15 protein-coding genes and 1 tRNA gene are annotated in these 21,050 nt (G+C 66.2%); 7 read left to right on the top strand and 9 right to left on the bottom strand.

Annotated elements, in window-relative coordinates; all coding sequences use genetic code 11:
• Positions 1–15: 15 nt before the first annotated feature.
• Positions 16–1,158 carry a patatin-like phospholipase family protein gene (locus tag SBI20_RS00285; RefSeq protein ID WP_317973140.1) on the bottom strand — a complete coding sequence of 381 codons (1,143 nt, stop codon included), beginning with the start codon at positions 1,156–1,158 and terminating at the stop codon, positions 16–18.
• A gap of 338 nt (positions 1,159–1,496) precedes the next feature.
• On the opposite strand from SBI20_RS00285, the gene smpB reads away from it, so the two are divergent.
• From smpB to alaS, 6 genes are all read left to right on the top strand, one after another.
• Complete coding sequence (smpB, locus tag SBI20_RS00290) at positions 1,497–1,979, top strand: SsrA-binding protein SmpB (protein WP_317973141.1); 483 nt, start codon at positions 1,497–1,499, stop codon at positions 1,977–1,979.
• A gap of 165 nt (positions 1,980–2,144) precedes the next feature.
• Positions 2,145–2,690: a DUF2062 domain-containing protein gene (locus SBI20_RS00295; protein ID WP_317973142.1), complete on the top strand. Its 546-nt coding sequence runs from the start codon at positions 2,145–2,147 to the stop codon at positions 2,688–2,690.
• 94 nt (positions 2,691–2,784) lie between these two features.
• Positions 2,785–5,196, top strand: coding sequence for a hybrid sensor histidine kinase/response regulator (locus tag SBI20_RS00300; protein WP_317973143.1), 2,412 nt, complete (start codon positions 2,785–2,787; stop codon positions 5,194–5,196).
• 258 nt (positions 5,197–5,454) lie between these two features.
• The gene (recA, locus tag SBI20_RS00305) at positions 5,455–6,531 is read left to right on the top strand and encodes a recombinase RecA (RefSeq protein WP_317973144.1); all 1,077 of its coding nucleotides are present in this window, start codon (positions 5,455–5,457) and stop codon (positions 6,529–6,531) included.
• 235 nt (positions 6,532–6,766) lie between these two features.
• The gene (locus SBI20_RS00310; RefSeq protein ID WP_317973145.1) at positions 6,767–7,618 is read left to right on the top strand and encodes a class I SAM-dependent methyltransferase; all 852 of its coding nucleotides are present in this window, start codon (positions 6,767–6,769) and stop codon (positions 7,616–7,618) included.
• Positions 7,619–7,661: 43 nt separating this feature from the next.
• Positions 7,662–10,322: an alanine--tRNA ligase gene (alaS, locus tag SBI20_RS00315; protein ID WP_317973146.1), complete on the top strand. Its 2,661-nt coding sequence runs from the start codon at positions 7,662–7,664 to the stop codon at positions 10,320–10,322.
• A 153-nt stretch (positions 10,323–10,475) separates the two neighbouring features.
• On the opposite strand, the gene SBI20_RS00320 is transcribed toward alaS, so the two are convergent.
• The 6 genes from SBI20_RS00320 to cpdR form a co-directional block, all read right to left on the bottom strand.
• The gene (locus tag SBI20_RS00320; RefSeq protein ID WP_317973147.1) at positions 10,476–12,242 is read right to left on the bottom strand and encodes a cation:proton antiporter domain-containing protein; all 1,767 of its coding nucleotides are present in this window, start codon (positions 12,240–12,242) and stop codon (positions 10,476–10,478) included.
• Positions 12,243–12,310: 68 nt separating this feature from the next.
• Complete coding sequence (locus tag SBI20_RS00325; RefSeq protein WP_317973148.1) at positions 12,311–13,954, bottom strand: DUF1963 domain-containing protein; 1,644 nt, start codon at positions 13,952–13,954, stop codon at positions 12,311–12,313.
• Positions 13,955–14,086: 132 nt separating this feature from the next.
• On the bottom strand, positions 14,087–15,310 hold the full coding sequence (locus SBI20_RS00330) for an NADP-dependent isocitrate dehydrogenase (RefSeq protein ID WP_317973149.1): 1,224 nt from the start codon (positions 15,308–15,310) through the stop codon (positions 14,087–14,089).
• Positions 15,311–15,413: 103 nt separating this feature from the next.
• Positions 15,414–15,995 (bottom strand): hypothetical protein, encoded by a 582-nt coding sequence (locus tag SBI20_RS00335; RefSeq protein WP_317973150.1) that lies wholly within the window; start codon positions 15,993–15,995, stop codon positions 15,414–15,416.
• A gap of 188 nt (positions 15,996–16,183) precedes the next feature.
• Positions 16,184–16,258: transfer RNA gene (locus SBI20_RS00340), tRNA-Val, on the bottom strand.
• 93 nt (positions 16,259–16,351) lie between these two features.
• Positions 16,352–16,714, bottom strand: coding sequence for a cell cycle two-component system response regulator CpdR (cpdR, locus tag SBI20_RS00345; RefSeq protein ID WP_317973151.1), 363 nt, complete (start codon positions 16,712–16,714; stop codon positions 16,352–16,354).
• Between the two features lie 250 nt (positions 16,715–16,964).
• On the opposite strand from cpdR, the gene SBI20_RS00350 reads away from it, so the two are divergent.
• Positions 16,965–17,969, top strand: coding sequence for an N-formylglutamate amidohydrolase (locus tag SBI20_RS00350; RefSeq protein ID WP_317973152.1), 1,005 nt, complete (start codon positions 16,965–16,967; stop codon positions 17,967–17,969).
• A 457-nt stretch (positions 17,970–18,426) separates the two neighbouring features.
• Here SBI20_RS00350 and SBI20_RS00355 read toward each other — a convergent pair whose 3' ends face one another.
• Both SBI20_RS00355 and SBI20_RS00360 read right to left on the bottom strand, forming a co-directional pair.
• Complete coding sequence (locus SBI20_RS00355) at positions 18,427–19,206, bottom strand: SapC family protein (protein ID WP_317973153.1); 780 nt, start codon at positions 19,204–19,206, stop codon at positions 18,427–18,429.
• 175 nt (positions 19,207–19,381) lie between these two features.
• The gene (locus SBI20_RS00360; protein ID WP_317973154.1) at positions 19,382–20,824 is read right to left on the bottom strand and encodes an FAD-binding oxidoreductase; all 1,443 of its coding nucleotides are present in this window, start codon (positions 20,822–20,824) and stop codon (positions 19,382–19,384) included.
• Positions 20,825–21,050: the final 226 nt, after the last annotated feature.

Consider the following 21,050-nt stretch of genomic DNA (forward strand, 5'->3'; position numbering starts at 1 on the left):
GTAGGCAACTCCAGTTCAGGCCAGATCGAGCGTGACGATGCCGCGCTCGGGGCACTTGCGGTTCTTCCAGCGCGGACTGGCGAACGAGCGTTCCACATCGCGGCGGCCGGTGTTCCAGTGGCCGGTGACCGTCATGCGGGAGAACTCGTAGTCCTTGCTCTGGGTTTCATAGTCCTCGCTGCGGTTGATCAGGTGCAGGATCGTGACCGGCCCGTCCTGGGCATGGGCGGTCAGCGTGGCGAGGTCTTCGTCGTCGGCGAATTCGGGGGGCAGCTTTTCGGCAAGCCGCGCGGCGGCGGCCTCCAGCGCCTCGATCCGCTTCTGCATGTCGGTGTTGAGCCGGGTGCGGCTGGAATAGCGGATGTCCTTTTCGCGGTGGGCGCATTCGGCCAGACTGCGCGGCATCATCCCGTGCGCGCTGAACAGGTCGACCTGAAACACCAGCACCGGATCGCGTGCGGCCTGCGCGCGCGGGGAATCGTGGAGGTCAGCCTCGCGCGCGCGCTCGTCGAGCACGAATTGCAGCGGCGTGTTGGAAACGATGCCGCCATCCCAATAAGGTTCGCCATCGACCATGACCGGGGGAAAACCGGGGGGCAGGGCGCCGCTTGCCATGATGTGCTCGGGTTCGATCAGCCGGTCGCGGTTGTCGAAATAGGCGAAGTTTCCGGTCAGCACGTTGACCGCCCCCACGCTCAGCCGCACCCGCCCGCTGTTGATCAGGTCGAAATCGACCAGTTGGAGCAGGGTGTCGCGCAAGGGGCTGGTATCATAGAGGCAGATCGAATCGGGCGATCCGGGCAGGGCTGCCCACGAAGGGGTCATTCGCGGGGTGAAGAAACCGGGAATGCCCGTCAGCGCCACCGAGGTTGCCGCCCATTCGTTGAACAGCCGCCGCCCCCAGCCATCGACGAAGGGCGAAGGGAAGGGGATGCGCGAGGACGCCTGTTCCCAGAAGGCATGGAGCGCGCGAACGCGTCGTTCGGGCGGATTGCCGGCGATCAGCGCGGCGTTGATGGCCCCGATCGAGATCCCGGCGACCCAGTCCGGGTTGTATCCGTTGGCGGCCAGCCCCTCGAACACGCCGGCCTGATAGGCGCCCAGCGCACCGCCGCCCTGAAGCACCAGGACACATCGTTCGCGTCTCTTGTCAGCCATGCGTCGGTGTCCTTCTTCCTGCGCGGATCACGCATTTCCAGTGGCCAGCTTCGTGGGGCGGTCCCCCATGGGCCAGCCAGCGGCAGATGGAGATATGCCCGTGCATGTTTGCTCCGGTCTGAACAGGTCCTGGTGGCCGTCGACAGGCCGGAGCGGGCACAAGCAAACCCGGATCGGCGGGACGTCCGCCGAGCAGGTGTGGTGCAGTCTGGTGGGGCAACGTGAAACTGGCAAGTCAGGTTCCACCATCGTGGTTCCGATTTGTGGGAAGACATTTGCAAAAACCGCATGAACGGGTGCTTTCCATGCGGGCGTTCCATCCCTACATGGACGAGACCATGGCAAGACCGACCCCACAGGCATTCGACAAGAAGAAGATCGTCGCGGAGAACCGCCGCGCGCGGTTCGACTATTTCATCGAGGACGTGTTCGAGGCGGGCATCGCGCTCACCGGGACCGAAGTGAAATCGTTGCGTTTCGGCGAAGGGTCGATTGCCGAATCCTACGCCGAAGTGAAGGGCGGCGAAGTCTGGCTGGTCAATTCCAACGTGCCCGAGTTCAGCCACGGCAACCGTTTCAATCACGAGCCCAAGCGCCCGCGCAAGCTGCTCCTGAAAGAGCGCGAGATCGACAAGTTCCACGGCGCGGTCGAGCGCAAGGGCATGACGCTGGTGCCGCTCTCGATCTATTTCAACGGTCGCGGACGGGCCAAGGTCGAACTCGCGCTCGCCAAGGGCAAGAACGCGGCCGACAAGCGCGCCACGATCAAGGATCGCGACTGGAAGCGCGACAAGGCGCGCATCCTGCGCGAGCACGGCTGACGTTTCATGGCCTGCATGGGCCGCGCCTGTATTTGAAGCTCCATCCTGTTCGCTTCATGCCTTGGCAAGCTGGGCGGGCTTACAGCGTGGTTTCGTGATCCGCGCTCAACCTTTTTGATGAAGATTTCTCCGCACGCACCGCTCGAAGCGAAAGTTCAAGGTTCCATGCGCCAGCGAATTGCCACGATGGTCCGCGCGACGATGCCCACGCGCGAGCAGATGGAGCGCAATCGCTTCACCGGCCCGCTGGCCGCGCGTGCCGAACTGTGGCGCTTCAACCGGCGGTCGGTGCCGCGCGGGGTGGCCATCGGCCTGCTGGTGGGTATCTTTGCGATGATACCGGGCGTCCAGATTGCCGGGGCTGCCGTGATGTGCCTGCCGTTCCGGGCCAATGTGCCGATTGCGGCGGGGATGACCTTCCTGTCCAATCCGGCGACGACGCCGCTGTTCATCGCGGCCTCGCTGTCGGTAGGCAACCACTTTGGCTTTCATGCCGATGTGGCCACGTTCATGGCCCTGTTGCGGCAGGGGGCGAGCCTTGCGCAATGGAGCCACTGGCTGCTTTCGGATGCGGCCCCGGCGCTGGTTTTCGGGCTTTTCGTGATCGCGGCGGGCGCGGCGGTACTCGGCTATGTGATTGCCACATTTGCCTGGCGGTGGTGGACGGTGCAAAAGCGTCGCAAGCGGCTGGCCTTGCGCCGGGCCCGGTGAAGCGTGTTTCGAAGGCAGGAAGGGGACAGGCGTGCCGGCGCTAGCGGGCGACACATCGGGGCGTGAAAGCCGGTTGGACGGCGCGTTGGCGGAAATGAAGCAGGCGCGCGTCCCGGCTTGGCGCGATGGCGCGCTGGGGCTGGCCGCCGTGCTGGGCAGCGCCGGGCTCCTGTGGCTGGTTTCGGGCGACGGGCTTCTGGCGCTGGCCTATGCGCTGGGGCTGGGGGTTCTCGTGCTGGCGCTGCGGATGGGCTTGCGGTTTCTTCCGCGTCAGGCCGAGGCGGAACTGGCTGCGCCCGATTGGTCGGTCACATTTGCCGCGATCGAGCGTCCTGACGAGGCCTTGGCCATCGTCGACCGTGCCGGACGGCTGGTCTGCGCCAACAGTCGCTTCACCCAGTGGTTCGGCCATGGCGCGCCGCCGCGCCTGCCGCTCGATGCCCCTCATGGCGAGGCGGTCGAGGCTGCGGCGCGGGCCGCATGGCGCGATGGGCAGGCTGGATTGCCGCAGGTTTCCTCGCCCAAGGGGCGCTGGTCGCTCACCATCGCACGGGCCGGGCGGGGCGAGGATCATCTGGTCTGGCGGCTGGTGCCGCTGGCACAGGCCGATCTTCTGGCCGACATGGCCGCCCATATCGGCGGAAAACTGGGCCGCGCCCTCTCGCGCGAGGGTGTGCAGGCCGCCGTTGTCTTGCCCGATGGCCATGTGCGGGTCGCCAATTCGGCCTTCGCTGCCCGTGCGGCGGGCGAGGGCGCGCAAGTCTCGGGCAGTGATTTCGTCTCGTGGTTCCGCGCCGACGAGGGCGAGCGCATTTTTTACGCGCGCGAAGGGGCCAAGGGCGTGCCCTTGCGCTTCGTTCACCTGCCGATTGCCGATCCCGATCTGGGCGGGGGGACCGACCCGGCGCAGACGCCTTCGCTATTCCTGATCCTCGACAACGAGGCCGCGCTGGGCGACACGCGGGCGGGGCTGCCCCAGATCGAGGCACTGCTCTCGCGCCTGCCGCTCGGGCTGGCGATGACCGACCGCGACGGACGCTTCCTGTTCGCCAACCGGGCTTTCCTGCGCGCGGCGGGCCACGACGCGCCGGTGCCGCCGCCCTACCCGTCCGATCTGGTGATCCGCGAGGACAAGGGCGCGCTGGCCGATGCGGTGCGTCGCTATGCCCAAGGGGCGCCCACGGCAGGCGACGTGGCGGTGCGGCTGCACAGCGCGCCGCAGGAGCCGGTCTCGGTCAGTCTTGCGGGCGTGCGCGGGCTGGGCGAGGGGACGGTCCTGCTCAGCATCAAGGATTCGACCGAGGAAGCCCGCCTCAAGCGCGAGATCGCCCAGGCCACCAAGATGCAGGCGGTGGGTCAGCTGGCGGGCGGTGTCGCCCACGATTTCAATAACGTGCTGACCGCGATCATCGGTTATTGCGACCTGATCCTGATGCGCCACACCCCCGGCGACAGCGATTACGACGACATCCAGCAGATCAAGGCCAATTCCAACCGCGCCGCCTCACTCACCCGGCAGTTGCTGGCCTTCTCGCGCCAGCAGACGCTGCGCCCCGAAGTGCTGCAACTGCCTGATGTCGTGGCCGAAGTTTCGACCCTGCTGAAGCGTCTGCTGGGCGAGAAGATCCAGCTGGAAGTCACCCACGACCGCAATCTGGGCCTCGTGCGCGCCGATCCGATGCAGCTCGAACAGGTCCTGCTCAATCTGGCAGTCAATGCGCGCGATGCGATGACCGCCAACGGCACCGACACGAAGGCGGGCGGCACCTTGCGGATCATGACCCGTCGGGTCAGCGCGGCGGACGTGCGCGCCATGCGCAGCGAAATCCTGCCGATTGCCGACTATACCGCGCTCGTCGTCGAGGACACCGGCCACGGGATCAAGCCCTCGCAGATCGGCAAGATCTTCGAACCGTTCTTCACCACCAAGGAAAAGGGCAAGGGCACGGGCCTCGGGCTTTCGACGGTCTATGGCATCGTCAAGCAGTCGGGCGGCTTCATCTTTGCCGACAGCGAAGTGGGCAAGGGCACGCGCTTCACGATCTACCTGCCCGTCCACGTTCCCGATCCGGCGGATCTGGCCGCCGAGGCGCCCAAGGCCAAGGGCGAGGCGCGGCGCACGGAATGGACCGGGGGCGGGCGCGTGCTGCTGGTCGAGGACGAGGACACCGTGCGCGCGGTGGCCGAACGCGCGCTGGTTCGTCAGGGCTATGACGTGACGACGGCTGCTGATGGCGAGGATGGCCTCGAAGCCCTCTCGCGCCTGATCGGGCTGGGCGAGGACATCGATCTGGTCGTGTCGGACGTGGTGATGCCCTCGATGGACGGCCCGGCCATGGCGCGCGAGATCCGCCGGATCAGGCCCGACCTGCCGGTGCTGTTCATGTCGGGCTATGCCGAGGAGCAGTTGCGCCGCGAGATCGACATTCCCAACATGCATTTCCTCGCCAAACCGTTCTCGGTCGCGCAGATCGTGGCGGCGGTGGAGCACGTACTGCGCGGTTGAGTCGGTGTGGGCAGGCCGGTTCCGCCAAGGTGGAAGCATTTTTTCCACCGCCTGCGCCAGCCTCTTCGGGCTGCGTTCCGGGGCATCTGCTGATTGGCGAAGGCTTGTAAAACGCCGTATCGGCGGGTGTTTCCGATGATTTTCGGCCAGTGTGGAGGGAAATGATCGTTCCACTCTTGTTCTTGAAGAACAAAGTGGGTACGTGTGGGCTTGTGTTGACGGTTCGTGTCACCCATCTCTAGGCAGGGAGAAGCAGCCATGGCGGCGCAGCTCAAGCTCATTCAGGAAGGCACAGAAAAAGACATGGATCGTCAGAAGGCGCTCGACGCCGCGCTGGCCCAGATCGACCGCGCGTTCGGCAAGGGCTCGGTGATGAAGCTGGGCTCGAAAGAAACGATGCAGATCGAGTCGATTCCGACCGGGTCGCTCGGGCTGGACATTGCGCTGGGCATTGGCGGCCTGCCGCGTGGCCGCATCGTCGAAATCTACGGGCCGGAAAGCTCGGGCAAGACCACGCTGGCGCTCCACGTCATCGCCGAGGCGCAGAAGGCGGGCGGCACGGCGGCTTTCGTCGACGCCGAACACGCGCTCGACCCGATCTATGCCAAGAAGCTGGGCGTCAACATCGACGACCTGCTCGTCTCTCAGCCCGATACTGGCGAACAGGCGCTTGAAATCACCGATACGCTGGTGCGCTCGAACGCGATCGACGTGCTGGTGGTCGACTCGGTTGCGGCGCTCGTTCCCCGCGCTGAAATCGAGGGCGAGATGGGCGACAGCCACGTCGGCCTTCAGGCCCGCCTGATGAGCCAGGCCCTGCGCAAGTTGACCGGCTCGATCAGCCGTTCGCGCTGCATGGTGATCTTCATCAACCAGGTGCGCATGAAGATCGGCGTGATGTACGGCAACCCGGAAACCACCACGGGCGGCAACGCGCTCAAGTTCTATGCGTCGGTGCGTCTCGACATCCGCCGCACCGGGCAGGTCAAGGACCGTGACGAGATCACCGGCAACACCACCCGCGTGAAGGTCGTCAAGAACAAGGTCGCTCCGCCCTTCAAGCAGGTCGAATTCGACATCATGTACGGCGAAGGCATTTCCAAGATCGGCGAAATGATCGATCTGGGGGTCAAGGCCAAGCTTGTCGAGAAGTCGGGCGCGTGGTTCAGCTATGATTCGATCCGCATCGGTCAGGGCCGCGAGAACGCCAAGAAGTTCCTGCGGGACAACCCCGAAGTGCGCGACCGTCTGGAATCGGCCATCCGCGCCCGCACCGAACAGGTCGCCGAAGGCCTGATGGCCGAACCCGAGCCCGAAACCGAAGACAACGCCTAATCACTCCCCGATCCTCCCCACACCGTGGAGAGGATCGGGTGCAGGTGCCCGCGGCCACACCTGGCATGGCCACCAGTGCAACGCCTGCCAAAGATAATGGGGTGAAGGGGGCCTTGCCCCCTTCGATATCCCTTGTTCTTCAAAGTTTTTCCTTGAATCCCGAATTCGCGAAGCGACCGCAGCCCGTCCCGCGGCTTTGACTTGACCGGGGGTGCGGAGGGCGGGAAGAAGGACCATGACCCAAGCAACGGATTGGCAGGGCGGCGTTGGCCGTGCCTGGTCGCAGGAATGGCAGCGCACCGACCTCTCGTTTTCGGGGCTGACACCGGCCCTGTTGGAGGCCATCGGGCGCGAACCGGGCACGCGGGTGCTCGATCTGGGCTGTGGCGCAGGTGAACTGACCCTGGCGCTTGCCCAGCGGCGCGCGGGCGCACAAATTCTGGGGATCGATCTGTCCGCTGATCTCGTCGCAGTGGCCCGGCAGCGGGCGCAGGCGCGGGAAGGGCAGGAGCTGGCAGGCCTGCGCTTTGCCCAGGCTGACGCCACGCTCTGGGCCGAGCCGGATTTTGTTCCCGACCTGCTGGTGTCGCGCCACGGGGTCATGTTCTTCGATGATCCGAAAGCCGCGTTTTCCCATCTGGCCCATGTCTCGGCGCCGGGCGCGCGGATGGTCTTTTCCTGTTTCCGGTCGCCTGCGCAGAACATCTGGGCCAGCGCTTTGGCTGGTTTGCTGCCGCCTTCGGGCGCGTCCGGCAACCCCCGTGCGCCGGGGCCTTTTGCCTTTGCCGATCCCGATCATGTTCGCCAGTGCCTGGCCGGCTGGGACAATGTCCATCTGTCCCCGCATGATTTTACCTATATCGCGGGGCGGGGGGCGGATGCGCCGGAGCAGGCGATGGCGCTGTTTCGCCGCATCGGCCCGGTGGCGAGCGCCATGCGCCAGGCCGCGCCGGAAGCGCGCCCGGCAATCGAGGCGGCCCTGCGCGCGCTGATTGCGGCCCATCACAGTCAGGGAGAAGTGGGTTTTGCCGCGGCCGCATGGATCGTGACCGCCACGAAAGCTGCGGACGATCACGGTAAACGATGAAACATGCTTGTTCAGAGAAGCGGCCTCGCCTAATCGGCCTTTCATGACTTCGACGAACGAAATCCGCCGGTCCTTCCTGGAATACTTCGGCTCGCATGGCCACGAAGTGGTGCAGTCTGCACCGCTCGTTCCCTACAACGACCCGACGCTGATGTTCACGAATGCGGGCATGGTCCCGTTCAAGAACGTCTTCACGGGTCTGGAAACGCGCAGCATCCCACGTGCGACATCGTCGCAGAAGTGTGTGCGCGCGGGCGGCAAGCACAACGACCTCGACAACGTGGGCTATACCGCGCGGCACCACACGTTCTTCGAAATGCTGGGGAATTTCTCCTTCGGCGACTATTTCAAGGAACAGGCGATCACCCACGCCTGGACCCTGCTGACCAAGGTTTGGGGCCTTCCGGCTGAAAAGCTGCTGGTCACTGTCTACCACACCGACGAGGAAGCCGCCCAGCTCTGGCGCAAGATCGCAGGCCTGCCTGACGAGAAGATCATCCGCATCGCCACCAAGGACAACTTCTGGGCGATGGGCGACGATGGCCCGTGCGGTCCCTGCTCGGAAGTGTTCTACGACCATGGCGCGCACATTCCCGGTGGCCCTCCGGGCAGCCCGGACGAGGACGGTGACCGCTTCATCGAGATCTGGAACCTCGTGTTCATGCAGTTCGAGCAGACCGCAGGCGAGATCGTCGGCAATCTGCCCAAGCCCTCGATCGACACCGGCATGGGCCTCGAACGCATCGCGGCGGTGCTTCAGGGCGAGCACGACAACTACGACACCGACACGTTCCGCGCGCTGATCGCCGCTTCGGAAAGCCTGACCGGCGTGCGTGCGCAGGGCGAACACACCGCCAGCCACCGCGTGATCGCCGACCACTTGCGCTCGTCGAGCTTCCTTCTGGCCGATGGCGTGCTGCCCTCGAACGAAGGGCGCGGCTATGTCCTGCGCCGCATCATGCGCCGCGCGATGCGTCATGCGCATCTGCTGGGGGCGAAGGACCCCCTGATGCACCGTCTGGTCGGCTCGCTGGTCACCGAAATGGGGCAGGCTTTCCCCGAACTGGGCCGTGCGCAGCCCCTGATCGAGGAAGTGCTCGAACGCGAGGAAACGCGCTTCCGCCAGACACTCTCGAACGGCCTCAAGCTGCTCGACGAAGCCACGGTGGGCTTGGGCGAGGGCGACAAGCTCTCGGGCGAGACCGCGTTTCGTCTTTATGACACGTATGGCTTCCCTTACGACCTGACCGAAGACGCCCTGCGCGCCCGCGGCGTGACCGTCGACCGCGAAGGCTTCGATGCCGCCATGGCCCAGCAGAAGGCCGCCGCGCGCGCGGCATGGAAGGGCTCGGGCGACGCGGCTTCGAGCGAAGTGTGGTACGACATCGCCGAGCGCGAAGGCGCGACCGAGTTCACCGGCTACACCGCCACCAGCGGCGAGGGCGTGGTTGTCGCACTCGTCAAGGATGGCGCCGAAGTGACCGAGGCCAAGGCGGGCGAAACCGTCACCGTGCTGACCAACCAGACGCCGTTCTACGGCGAAAGCGGTGGCCAGATGGGCGACACCGGCACGATCTCGGGCGCCGATGGCCTCAGGATCACGATCAGCGACACGACCAAGCCGCTTGGCCGTCTTCATGCCCATCAGGGCGTGATCGAGGCGGGCACGATCAAGCTGGGCGACGCGGTGCTGCTGGCGGTGGACGTGGTGCGCCGCGATGCGACCCGCGCCAACCACTCGGCCACGCACCTGCTGCATCAGGCGCTGCGCAACCGTCTGGGGGCGCATGTCACGCAGAAGGGCTCGCTCGTCGCGGCGGATCGCCTGCGTTTCGACTTCTCGCACCCCAGCGCGCTTTCGCCCGAGGACATCGCGGCGGTCGAGGCCGAAGTGAACGCCGAAATCCGCGCCAACGAGCCGGTCTCCACGCGCCTGATGACGCCCGACGATGCCATTGCCGCCGGGGCCATGGCGCTGTTCGGTGAAAAGTATGGCGACGAGGTTCGCGTGCTGTCGATGGGCCGTCGTGCGCCCAGTGATGTGGCGGACAAGGCCTATTCGGTCGAACTGTGCGGCGGCACCCATGTTCGCGCGCTGGGCGACATCGGCGTGTTCCGCATCGTGGGTGAAAGCGCGGTTTCTTCGGGCGTGCGCCGTATCGAGGCACTGACCGGCGAAGGCGCCCGCCAGTGGCTGGTCGGCCGCGAGGAAGCCCTCAAGCACACGGCCAGCCTGCTGCGCACCACGCCCGACGAAGTCGAGGCGCGTGTGGCCGTGCTGATCGACGAGCGCCGCAAGCTCGAACGCGAACTGGCCGAAGCGAAGAAGGCCCTCGCGCTCGGTGGCGGCGGCGCCAAGGCCGAAGCGGCGGATGAAACCATCAACGGCGTGACCTTTGCCGGGCAGGTCCTCGACGGGCTGGATCCCAAGGAACTGCGCGGGCTGCTCGATCAGGCCAAGCAGCGCCTTGGCTCGGGCGTGGCGGTGATCGTGGCGGTCAACGAAGGCCGGGCCTCGATCGCGGCGGCGGTGACCGAAGACCTCGCGGGCAAAGTCAGCGCGGTGGACCTCGTGCGTGCGGGTGTCGAGGCGCTGGGCGGCAAGGGCGGCGGTGGCCGTCCCGACATGGCGCAGGGCGGCGGTCCCGATGGCGACAAGGCCGCGCAGGCGCTTGAAGCGGTCAAGGCCGTTCTGGCCCGCTGAGGCAAAAAGAAAAGGGATGACGAAGGGGGCAGGGCCCCCTTCACCCCGGGAACTGGTGCTTGCTGGCTGACGTGGCCTCGCCACCAGAGCGACGCTCGCCAAAGCTAATGGGGTGAAGGGGGCCTTGCCCCCTTCGTTCCTCTTTCTGCTTCTTCAATCCCGCAAGCGGGTGACCTTGAGGCGGGGGGGCACCGTCAGTTCGCCCTCGGCCATGATCTGCTGGCGGAACTGGTCGCGCTTCTCGTGGATCGAGGCGATCACCGGGCCCATGGCCACACCCAGATCGACCAGCACGGCTTCAGAAAGCTGAAGCGAGCTTTCGAGTGTTTCGGGCACGGCGTGGCTGGCCCCGACGCGATAGAGTTGCGCGGCATGGTGCGGATCGCGGGCGCGCACGATGATCGGCAGGTCGGGCGCGAGCGCGCGCAGCTTGCGCACGATGCGCAGCGAGAGCACGGGCTCGTCCATGGTCACGATGACGGCGCTGGCCTGTTCGAGGTTGAGCCGGTCGATCACCGCCGCGCTGTCGATATTGCCGAACAGCACCGGCAGGCCCGAGGCCCGCGCGCCGCGGACCACGGCGGGCTCCGAATCGATGGCGAGATAGGAGCGGTCGTGCTCGGCGAGCATTTCCCCGATCAGCCGACCCACGCGCCCGAAGCCCAGGATGATCGTGCGCTGGCCTTCGGGTTCCTCGACGCTCTCGCCCATGTCTTCGCCGCGATTGCGCAGGCGCCCGGCGCTCACGCGGCCCAGATGGGCGAGCAGCGGGGTGATGGTCAGGCCGATGGCGGTGACGATCTGCCAGAACTGGGCCGTGGCGGGCTGGATCAACTGGGCCTGCGCGGCGGTGCCGAGCACGATCAGCGTGGTTTCCGATGGGCTGGCCATCAGGATGCCCGTTTCCAGCGCGATGGCGCGGCCTTGGCCCCACAGGCGCAGGAGCAGCCCGGTGATCAGGGCTTTGGCCACGACGACCCCGAGGACGCCGAGGGCCAGTGGGCCGAAATTGGCCGCGACCACCCGCAAGTCGATCCCCATGCCCACCGTGATCAGGAAGACCCCGAGCGCGAGGCCCTTGAACGGCTTGGTGATGGCCTCGACTTCGGTGTGGTATTCGGTTTCGGCGATCAGCAGGCCCGCCAGCAGCGCACCCATGATCGGCGAGAGCCCCGCCGCGCCCGTGGCCAGCGAGGCGGCGATCACCACCAGCAGGCTGGCCGCGAGGAACAGTTCGGGGCTCTTGGTCTTGGCGGCCTGGGCGAACAGGCGGGGCAGGCCCACGCGTCCGAAGACCAGCAGGGCGGCGATCACCAGCGCGCCCTTCCACAGGATGTCGACGAGGCTGGGTGCGCCTTCCGCTGCCACCGGGGCCAGCGCGCCGAGCAGGAAGATGATCGGCACGAGGGCGATGTCCTCGAACAGCAGCATCGCCAGCGCGGCGCGGCCGACCGGGCCATGGGTGCCCGAAATCGGCAGGACCAGCGCGGTCGAGGACAGCGCCAGCGCCAGCCCCATGCCCATCGCGCCGTTCACGTGCTGCCCCATGCCCATCAGGACCAGCGCGACGAAAAGGGCCGAGCCAAACAGTTCCATCGCCCCCAACCCGAAGACCAGCCGCCGCATCGCCCACAGGCGGTTGAACGAGAGTTCGAGCCCGATTTCAAAGAGCAGCAGGATGATGCCGAATTCGGCGAATGGCTCGATCGCATGGGGGGTGGAGATCGTCACATATTGCAGCCACGGCACGTTCTTGACCAGCGAGCCGAGACCATAGGGGCCCACCAGAAGGCCCACGACGATAAAGCCGATGATCGGCGTGATGCGGAAGCGGGCAAAGGCCGGAATGACGATCCCCGCCGCGCCCAGGATCACCAGGGCATCGGACAGGGCGGAAGTGGGAGCGAGTTGGGCAGCCATGACAGGCAGGCTAGGGGCGCAAGGCCGGTTTGACCACCCGCAAGGTGACCACGTATGATCCGGGGCGTTCAGATCGTGGCGACGATCAGCTCGGCGGTTTCGAAGGCCTGCGCGGCGAGGGCTTCGGGGCTGATCCAGAATTGCAGCACATGGTCGCCCAGATGGCGCCCCAGGGCCTCGTCGGCGGACAGTTCGAGCAGGAGGATCTGCTGGCGGGCGCGCTCTGACTGGTCGGTTTCGGTCTGGCTGGGGGCGGCGAGCAGGCGGTCCGGGATGCGGGCATGAATGCGAGCGGCCGTGCGCACGGCCAAGGCGTGGCGATAGGCAAGGCGGGCGATGAGGTCTTGCGGGAACTGGTCGGCGCGGGCGGGCAGGGCGTGGAGCGTGGTCTCGACCGCCAGCGCGCAGCCGCGCGGGGCGATCAGCCGGGCAAGCGGGGCATATTGCGAGAACCATTCCCAGAAGGCGGCACGGACAGGGTCTGCCAGCGGGGCGAAAGCCCGCTTGGTGCGGGCAAGGCCATGCCATTCGCCGCATTCGGACGCGATCCGGGCGAGCAGTTCGCGGCGATCCTCGACAGGCAGATCGGGCCAGACGCTGCGGTCACTGGTGCGGGTAGCGCGGCCCGCTTCGCGCGCGAGCATCGCCGAGAGGGTCTGGATCGCCAGCCAGTCGTGCGGGAAGCCGGCCCAGGGGCGGTTCATCTGGCCATCGGCGCCCGGCGCGAAATCGTTGGGCGAAAGGGCATAGACGGCAACCGGGGAGCCCTGGGCTGCGAGCAGGGCATCGGCGGTGAGCGGGCCTTCGGGCCAGGTCAGGGGCTGTTCGCCCTGAGGATGGGCGAGGGTGATCAGGGTGGGGGTGAAAGGCCAGCGGGGCAGGATCTGCGGGGCGTCGCCCGCGTCGTCTTCGCCCATCACCCATGGCCATGCGGCGCTGGCTTCGTCCCGGTGCGCCGGGGGGAGGGTTTCGGGGGGCGCGACCTCGGCCCAGGGGCGGTTGTCGGTATCGGGAAGCCAGATCACCCGGCCAGCCAGGGCGCCGGGGGCCGGCCTGGACGCAAGATCGGCAAAGAACAACAGGGCGCCTGAGGCCGGAAGCAGGCCGTGCCGTGCCTCTGCGGGGAGGGCGGCGCAATCGACCTGCATCAGGAAGTGGAGGGGAAGGCCGCTGCCCGGATGGTCGGTGTGCGGGGCGCTGGGCCATTCGAACGCTGCGGGCACGCGCGGCACCCCGCCGTAGAAGCAGGGAACCGGGTCTGCCTCGGGGGGGAACGACTGGCGAAAGACGATGGCCTGCGCGAGCACCCTGGCAATGGCTGGGGGAATCGCGGGTGTGGGGGCGATTGGCGGCAAGGGGCGGGCAAAGGGGGGCGTTGCCGCCGGGCCGGGATCTTGCGCGGGTGCCGTGGAACGGGCGGCGGTGACGAAGGCGGGAAGGTCGGTGTCGTCGTCGGTAGTGGCGGTGACCGCAAGGGGGGCGGGTGTTTCGCTGTCGGTCTGCGCTGTGGGGCCGAATTTGCGACGGCGGGAAGGCGTGGACCGGGGCGATGGCAGGGAGGCGCCATCCTCGCCGTCCTGCGAGGCGGAGCGGGCACGGCGGCGCATGAGCAACAGCACGAGCGCGACAATCGTCACGATCAGGGCCGCCACGATCAGGGCCAGCCCGATTTCCGCTGCCAGCGGAAACTCGATACCCGCGAGATCCTTCATGTTGCTCCTTCGATCACGCCCGTCCCTGCCCACGGCAGGCCCCTTTTCCGGTGCTAGCCCGGCAGGGGGGCAAAAGAAAAGGCCCCGGCGTGAACCGGGGCCTTTCTTTTTCGTGCGAAATGGCGGGGCTTATCAGGCCCAGTTGGCCATTTCGGCTTCGAGGTTCTCGACGATGGCTTCGAAGAACTGCTCGGTGGTCATCCACGGCTGGTCGGGGCCGATCAGGATGGCGAGGTCCTTGGTCATCTTGCCGCTTTCGACGGTCTTGATGCAGACGGCTTCGAGGGTTTCGGCAAAACGCACCACATCGGGGGTTTCGTCGAACTTGCCGCGATACATCAGGCCGCGCGTCCAGGCGAAGATCGAGGCGATCGGGTTCGTGCTGGTCGCCTTGCCCTGCTGGTGCTGGCGGTAGTGGCGGGTCACGGTGCCGTGGGCGGCTTCAGCCTCGATGGTCTTGCCATCGGGGCTCATGAGGACCGAGGTCATCAGGCCGAGCGAACCGAAGCCCTGCGCGACGGTGTCGGACTGGACGTCACCGTCGTAGTTCTTGCAGGCCCAGACGAACTTGCCCGACCACTTGAGCGCCGAGGCGACCATGTCGTCGATCAGGCGGTGCTGGTACTCGATACCGGCAGCGGCGAACTTTTCCTTGAAGCCTTCGGTGTCGAACACTTCCTGGAACAGGTCCTTGAAGCGACCGTCATAGGCCTTGAGGATGGTGTTCTTGGTCGACAGGTAGACCGGCCAGCCCAGCGAGAGACCATAGTTGAAGCTGGCGCGGGCGAAGTCGCGGATCGAATCGTCGAGGTTGTACATCGCCATGGCGACACCCGCCGAGGGGAAGTCGAACACGTCGAGGTCGAGCGATTCGCCGTTCACGCCGTCGAACACCAGGCGCAGCTTGCCGGGGCCCGGAATGCGGGTGTCGGTGGCCTTGTACTGGTCGCCGAAGGCATGACGGCCAACCACGATCGGGTCGGTCCAGCCCGGAACCAGACGGGGCACGTTCTGGATCACGATGGGTTCGCGGAACACCACGCCGCCCAGGATGTTGCGGATCGTGCCGTTGGGCGACTTCCACATCTTGTGGAGGCCGAATTCCTCGACGCGGGCTTCGTCCGGGGTGATCGTGGCGCACTTCACGCCCACGCCATATTCCTTGATGGCGTTGGCCGAATCGATGGTGATCTGGTCGGCCGTTTCGTCGCGCTTCTGGACCGAGAGGTCGAAGTACTTCAACTCCAGGTCGAGGTAAGGGAGGATCAGACGTTCACGGATCCATTCCCAGATGATGCGGGTCATCTCATCGCCGTCAATCTCGACGATGGGGTTCTTCACCTTGATCTTCGCCATAGCGTTCTCTTGCCTTAGCCTGGGGAGTTGAACTGAACGCCCCTTAGCAGGTGAGAAACCGCGCGCAAGCGCACTTCCTGCGAATCTTTGCTATTGCGTCTCATCAGACGATTTGGGGCGAAACAGGCCGTAAATCGCGAGGGGGATCGCAGCGGCGCAAATCGTAGATCGCCTCCCCCATGCGGACGCGATGACGGCGCGTGATGTGCCAGCCGGCGCGCTCGATCAGGCGGGCAAAGGCCAGCGGGCCGTGGCGATGCAGCCAGATCACCCGCTTGCGGCGCATGCCCAGCGCCCAGAGCATATCCTGAATCGAGGCGTGGTTGTAGGAGAGTACGACGCGGTCGAATTGCCGCAACTGGGTGAACAGGCGCGGCAGGTCGATCACATATTCGACCACCCCGAGCACGGCGGCGGTGCGGGTGGGAAGCGGGGGCAGGCAGTCCCGGTTGAGGTCGGTCAGGATCGTGCCGGGACCGCGATCGACGATGTCGACCGGAATGTAGCGGGTCGATTCGGGGAGATAATCACGCAGGGCCATCAGCCCGCAGCCGATGTCGGCCACGGCCGGTTCGTTCGAGAGCCATTGCGCGGCCTGGCGCGTGCGGCAATCCCACCGATCCTGTAGCGCAGCCCAGAGTTGGCGCTGGCAGGCCAGCGTTGCGTCGATGGCGGGTTCCTTCATGGGCTGAGGTGGCCCGCTTTGCCGGATCGGATCAAGTTCAGTTGGTTCGCAACTGGCGCAATCTCGGGGCTATTTTTTGCTGCGCAGCATGGAAGGGGGGGGCGGGGCAAAGACGAGCCGCAAAAGACCCGAAGCATGGCCAAGTAATGCGCAAAAGAAAAAACCCCGCCGAAGCGGGGTTTTCGCGATGGTGGGCGTAGCAAGGATTGAACTTGCGACCCCTACGATGTCAACATAGTGCTCTACCACTGAGCTATACGCCCGCACCATCGTGTTTTTTCCGTCAGCCTCTCAGCGTCGGGAGCTGCCAACTACTCGCGGGGATTCGCCTTGGCAAGAGGGAAAATGCATTTTTTTTAGGCCGCGTTCGCAAAAATGCGATCCACCTCCATCACGAGGTCGCGCAAGTGGAACGGCTTGGACAGCACGCGGGCCTGGGGTGCCTCGCGATTGGCCTTGAGCGTGACCGCAGCAAAGCCGGTGATGAACATGACCTTGGTGGCCGGGCTGATTTCGCTGCAACGCTGGGCCAGCTCGATTCCGTCCATTTCGGGCATGACGATGTCCGAGAGCAGCAGATCGAAATGTTCGCGTTCGAGCAGCGGCACGGCCGCCGTGCCGCGATCCACCGCCACGACGCCGTATCCGGCGTTCTCCAGTGCGCGGGAAAGATAGGTGCGCATGGCCTCTTCGTCTTCGGCGAGCAGGATACGGATCATGATGCCCTTCTGATTGATATATCGTGTTGTCCGGCATTGCCGCTGGTCCGGCGCATGCCTGCCTGGCAGCTTTCGCTGTCAGGACACCGTGATAACGCCGGGCGGGTTAACAATCTTAGGTCTTTGGGCCTTTGCGTGACGGTATATCGAAGTGCGCGGTTTTGACAGGGGGCGCGAAGCGTTGCAGCCATGGAAGATGGCAATTCATGATTCCCCGGATGGACGCGCGGCCCCGACTGATTCGTCCGACATGGCCTGGTCTGTTTCGGAAGGGGGGCGCATTCCCGGCAGTGACGGGGTCCCGGCCTTTGTCTGGCGTCGGAAGTGTCTGGGGCAGCGTCTGGAGCAGCACTCGGCGCCGATCCCGCTGATCATTGCGGTGCCCCATGCCGGGCGGCACTATCCTGCCGGGCTGCTGGCCGCGATGCGCCAGCCCGAACTGGCGGCGCGGCGGCTGGAGGATCGTCTGGTCGATCTGATCGGACTGGAAGTGGCGCGGGCCACGGGGGCCACCTTGCTGGTGGCGCAGGCGCCGCGCGCGATGATCGATCTCAACCGCGCGCCCGACGATATCGACCGCGAGATGATCGTGCCTGACCCGACGGTGCCGGTGGGGCGCCTGATGCCGCGCCGTGGTGGGGCGGGGGGCGGCATCGGGGGCAGGGCGCAGGGCGGGCTGGGGCTGGTGCCGCGCCGTCTGGCGGGGCTGGGCGAGGTTTGGCGTGGGCGCCTGCCGGCCGTCGAGCTTCAGGCGCGAATCGAGGATGTCCACGTGCCCTATCATGCGGCGCTGGCGGACGAGCATGTCGCCGTGGCGCGCGACTGGGGGGCGGCGCTGCTGCTGGACCTTCATTCGATGCCGCCTTTGCCGGTCCGGGCTGACGGCGAGCCGGGCGGTACGTTCGTGCTGGGAGATCGCTTCGGGGCTTCGTGCGCGACGCGGCTTTCGGGGGCGGCCTTTGCGCATCTGGCTTCGTGCGGGGTGCGGGTGGCGCACAACCGGCCTTATGCGGGGGGTTATGGGCTCGAACGGCATGGGCGCCGCGATTCGGGGCTTCATGCGATGCAGCTTGAAATCGACCGCAGCCTCTATCTCGATGCGGCGCTGGCCGAGCCGGGCGAGGGGATGGCTGGTGTGATCGAAATCGTGAGCGGTCTGGTGCGGCGTCTGGCCGGGGAAGTGGCGGCGCTGGGGCAGGTGGCCAGCGGGCGTGGCGCGCAGACGAATCAGGGATGGTCGCGCGCGGCAGAATGAGGGCGAAAAATGAGGGCAGAAAAAAACCACCTGGAGGCTAGCTCCAGGTGGCCAAGGTTCAGGGAGGAGGTGCACCGAAGTGCACCAATCGGATCGAGCCATGAGGGGAGCGCCGATCCGATGTGATGAAGATAGGCAACACTCGCGCACATTGCAAGAGGTGGCCTGAAGAAAATTATTGCATTTTCTGTGAATATTTGTTTCCTCAGCGCCCCTTTCCTGAATGGGGCGTAAACCATGCGTTCAGGCAGGGGGAGGAGGTCGCGCCGCAGGAGTGTATCGGGCCATTGGCTGACCGGCATGGCGGCGGTGGGCTCTGAACGTTTCAGGGCCGTGACGGATCCCGCGCGGCGGGTGAAAAACGGAAAAAAATGTGGCGGGCGCGGGATGGCCCATCAAAAAAGCCCCCTTCCGTTGCCGGAAGGAGGCTCCTTTTTCAGTCGGTTGCGGCCTGCGCTCAGAGCGCGGGCACCGCCGGGACGGCAGCCGGCGCCTTGCCCTGCTGGGCCTGCATGCCGAAAATCGCGCTCATCAGGTCGAGCGAGAAGATGTGGGCATAGACCAGCGGGAGAAGGCCGCTCTGGGCCCAGCCGCGCAGCACGTCGCCGCGGATTTCGCGCAGCTTTTCCTGATTGACCATCTGGAAGCCGCGATAGACGAACGGCTGTTCGACGCCCGGCTGCTGGATGGCGACTTCGCCTTCCATGAGCAGGTTGTGCTTCTTGAGTTCGTCGACGAAAGCCTGCGTGCGCTGGCCGGCCTGCTCGAACTGTTCGCAGAACTGGAGCGCCTGCTTGGTGGCTTCGCTGGGCTCGCCATCGGTGAACAGGGCTTCGCCTTCCTCGAATTCGCCGACCAGGCCGCTGGCGGGATCGAAGCACAGCGACAGGTCATCGCTCTGCGGGGTGAGCTTGGCGAGCATGAACGGATAGCGGCGCGCATAGGCGGGCAGGTAGATCGGCTGGTCGATCCGGCCTTCCTCGTTCACGAAGACGTTCACGCCTTCGTTGAGGCCCATCAGCGCGAGCGGAACGGGGTTGTCGCCCGAGGCGAAGATGATCGGGAAATGGCGGGCGGCCTGCGGAAATTCTTCGACCGTGAGGGGAATCGCATGCTGGCCGATCAGCCAGGGCGCCGTCTGGGCCCCGCGCACGCGCCACGTGGCGTGGTCGCGGGTGTTGAGCGGCATGAGATCCTTGTAGAACAGGGGCAGGTTGGCTTGCGGCGCGCTGGCCATGTATTCTCTCCGAAAACGTTTGCGACGCCCGGCGCGCCGCGTTCGACATCGAACGCAACACGGGCGTAAAACCCGGCATAAGCGGTGCGCGGGAGGGTGACAAGCGCAGCGCTGTGCGAGTTCACGTCTTTATCGGGCCCGGATGGGGCCGGGCCGGGCGGGCCCGGCCGGTGTTTCAGACCAGCTTGCCCGGATTCATCAGGCCAAGCGGATCGAGCGCATGCTTGACCGCGCGCAGGATCGCGAGGGCGGCCGGATCGCCCAATCGGTCGAGTTCGTCGCGCTTGAGCTGGCCGATCCCGTGCTCGGCGGAAATCGAGCCGCCCCAGGCTGTTACCATGTCGTGGACCTGACGGCTGATCGCCTTGCCGTCGCCCGCTTCCCAGCTCGCGCGGTCGGCGCCGGGCGGGGCGATGACGTGGAAATGGATGTTGCCATCGCCCAGATGGCCAAAGCAGATCGCCTGCGTGCCGGGCCATTGCGTCTCGAACAGGGGCACGGCCTCCTCGACGAAGGCGGGCATCTTTTCCACCGGCACGCTGATGTCGTGCTGCATGGCCGGGCCGATCGCGCGTTCGGCGGGCGAGATGGTTTCGCGCAGGGTCCAGAAGGCTTCGGCCTGGGTTTCGTTGGGGGCCATCGTCGCATCGGCGATCAGCCCGGTCTCGAAGGCCTCTTCGAGCAGGCGCTGGGCGAGGTCGGGCAGGCGCTCGGCGCCGTCGGCATCGGCGACCAGCTCGATCAGCACATGCCAGGCATGATCCTGTTCGAGCGGTGCGCGGGCGCCGGGCAGATAGGCGCGCACGGCATCGAGGCTGTGCTGGGGCATGACCTCGAAGCCTTCGAGGGCAGGGCCGGTCAGGCGCTGCGCCAGCAAAAGCAGTTCGCGGGCCTTGAACAGGTCTTCGGTGCCCGCCCAGAGCACTTCGCGCGCGGCGATGGCCGGTTCGAGCTTGAGCGTGGCGGCTGTCACGATCCCCATCGTGCCTTCCGAGCCGATCAGCACCTGCTTGAGGTCGAAGCCGCGATTGTCCTTCTTGAGGGGGACGAGCTGGTCGAACACCTGCCCGTCGGGCAGGACCGCCTCAAGACCGAGCACGAGCGCGCGCATCGAGCCATGGCGCAGGACTTGCGTGCCCCCGGCATTGGTGGAGATCAGCCCGCCCACCGTGGCCGAACCCTTGCCGCCCAGCGAGAGCGGAAAGCGCAGGCCCCTGGCGGCGGCGGCTTCGTGCAGGACCTGGAGGATCACCCCGGCTTCGCAGGTCGCGCTGCGGGTGGCGGTGTCGACCGCGCGGATGGCGTTCATCCGGCGCAGCGACAGGATGATCGCGTGGCCGCTCTCGTCGGGCGTGGCCCCGCCCGACATGCCGCTGTTGCCGCCCTGGGGCACGATGGGAATGTGGTGGGCCGCGCACAGGCGCACGAGGGCGGCAACTTCCCCGGTATTGGCCGGCGCGGCCAGGGCAAGGGCCCGGCCCGTGAACCGGCCGCGCCAGTCGGTCAGCCAGGGGGCGACCGTTTCGGGATCGGTGATGAAGCCCTTGGGGCCCAGCAGGGCGGCGGCGGCTTCGAGAAAGGCGGCGCCATCGGCGCCCTGTGCAAGCGTTTCGACCATGGTGCCCGGCTACGCCCGCGCGGGCAACGCGGCAATCGCTTTTTGGAAAGATAATTTCATTGGCAACTTCATCGGCAATTTGCGGGCAATTTGTCTGGCAGGGCGTGCAGGTTAAGCCCATGTTCAACCGCCGGCTGTGAGGAGACGGTGCATAAAAGTCCGCGTCATCTCCGGAATTGGGGGGTGGTGACGGCGGACATGAGGGATCGTTAGTTTCGTTGCCGAT

This window comes from Novosphingobium sp. IK01, assembly GCF_033242265.1.
GTDB classification, from domain to species: Bacteria; Pseudomonadota; Alphaproteobacteria; order Sphingomonadales; family Sphingomonadaceae; genus Novosphingobium; species Novosphingobium pituita.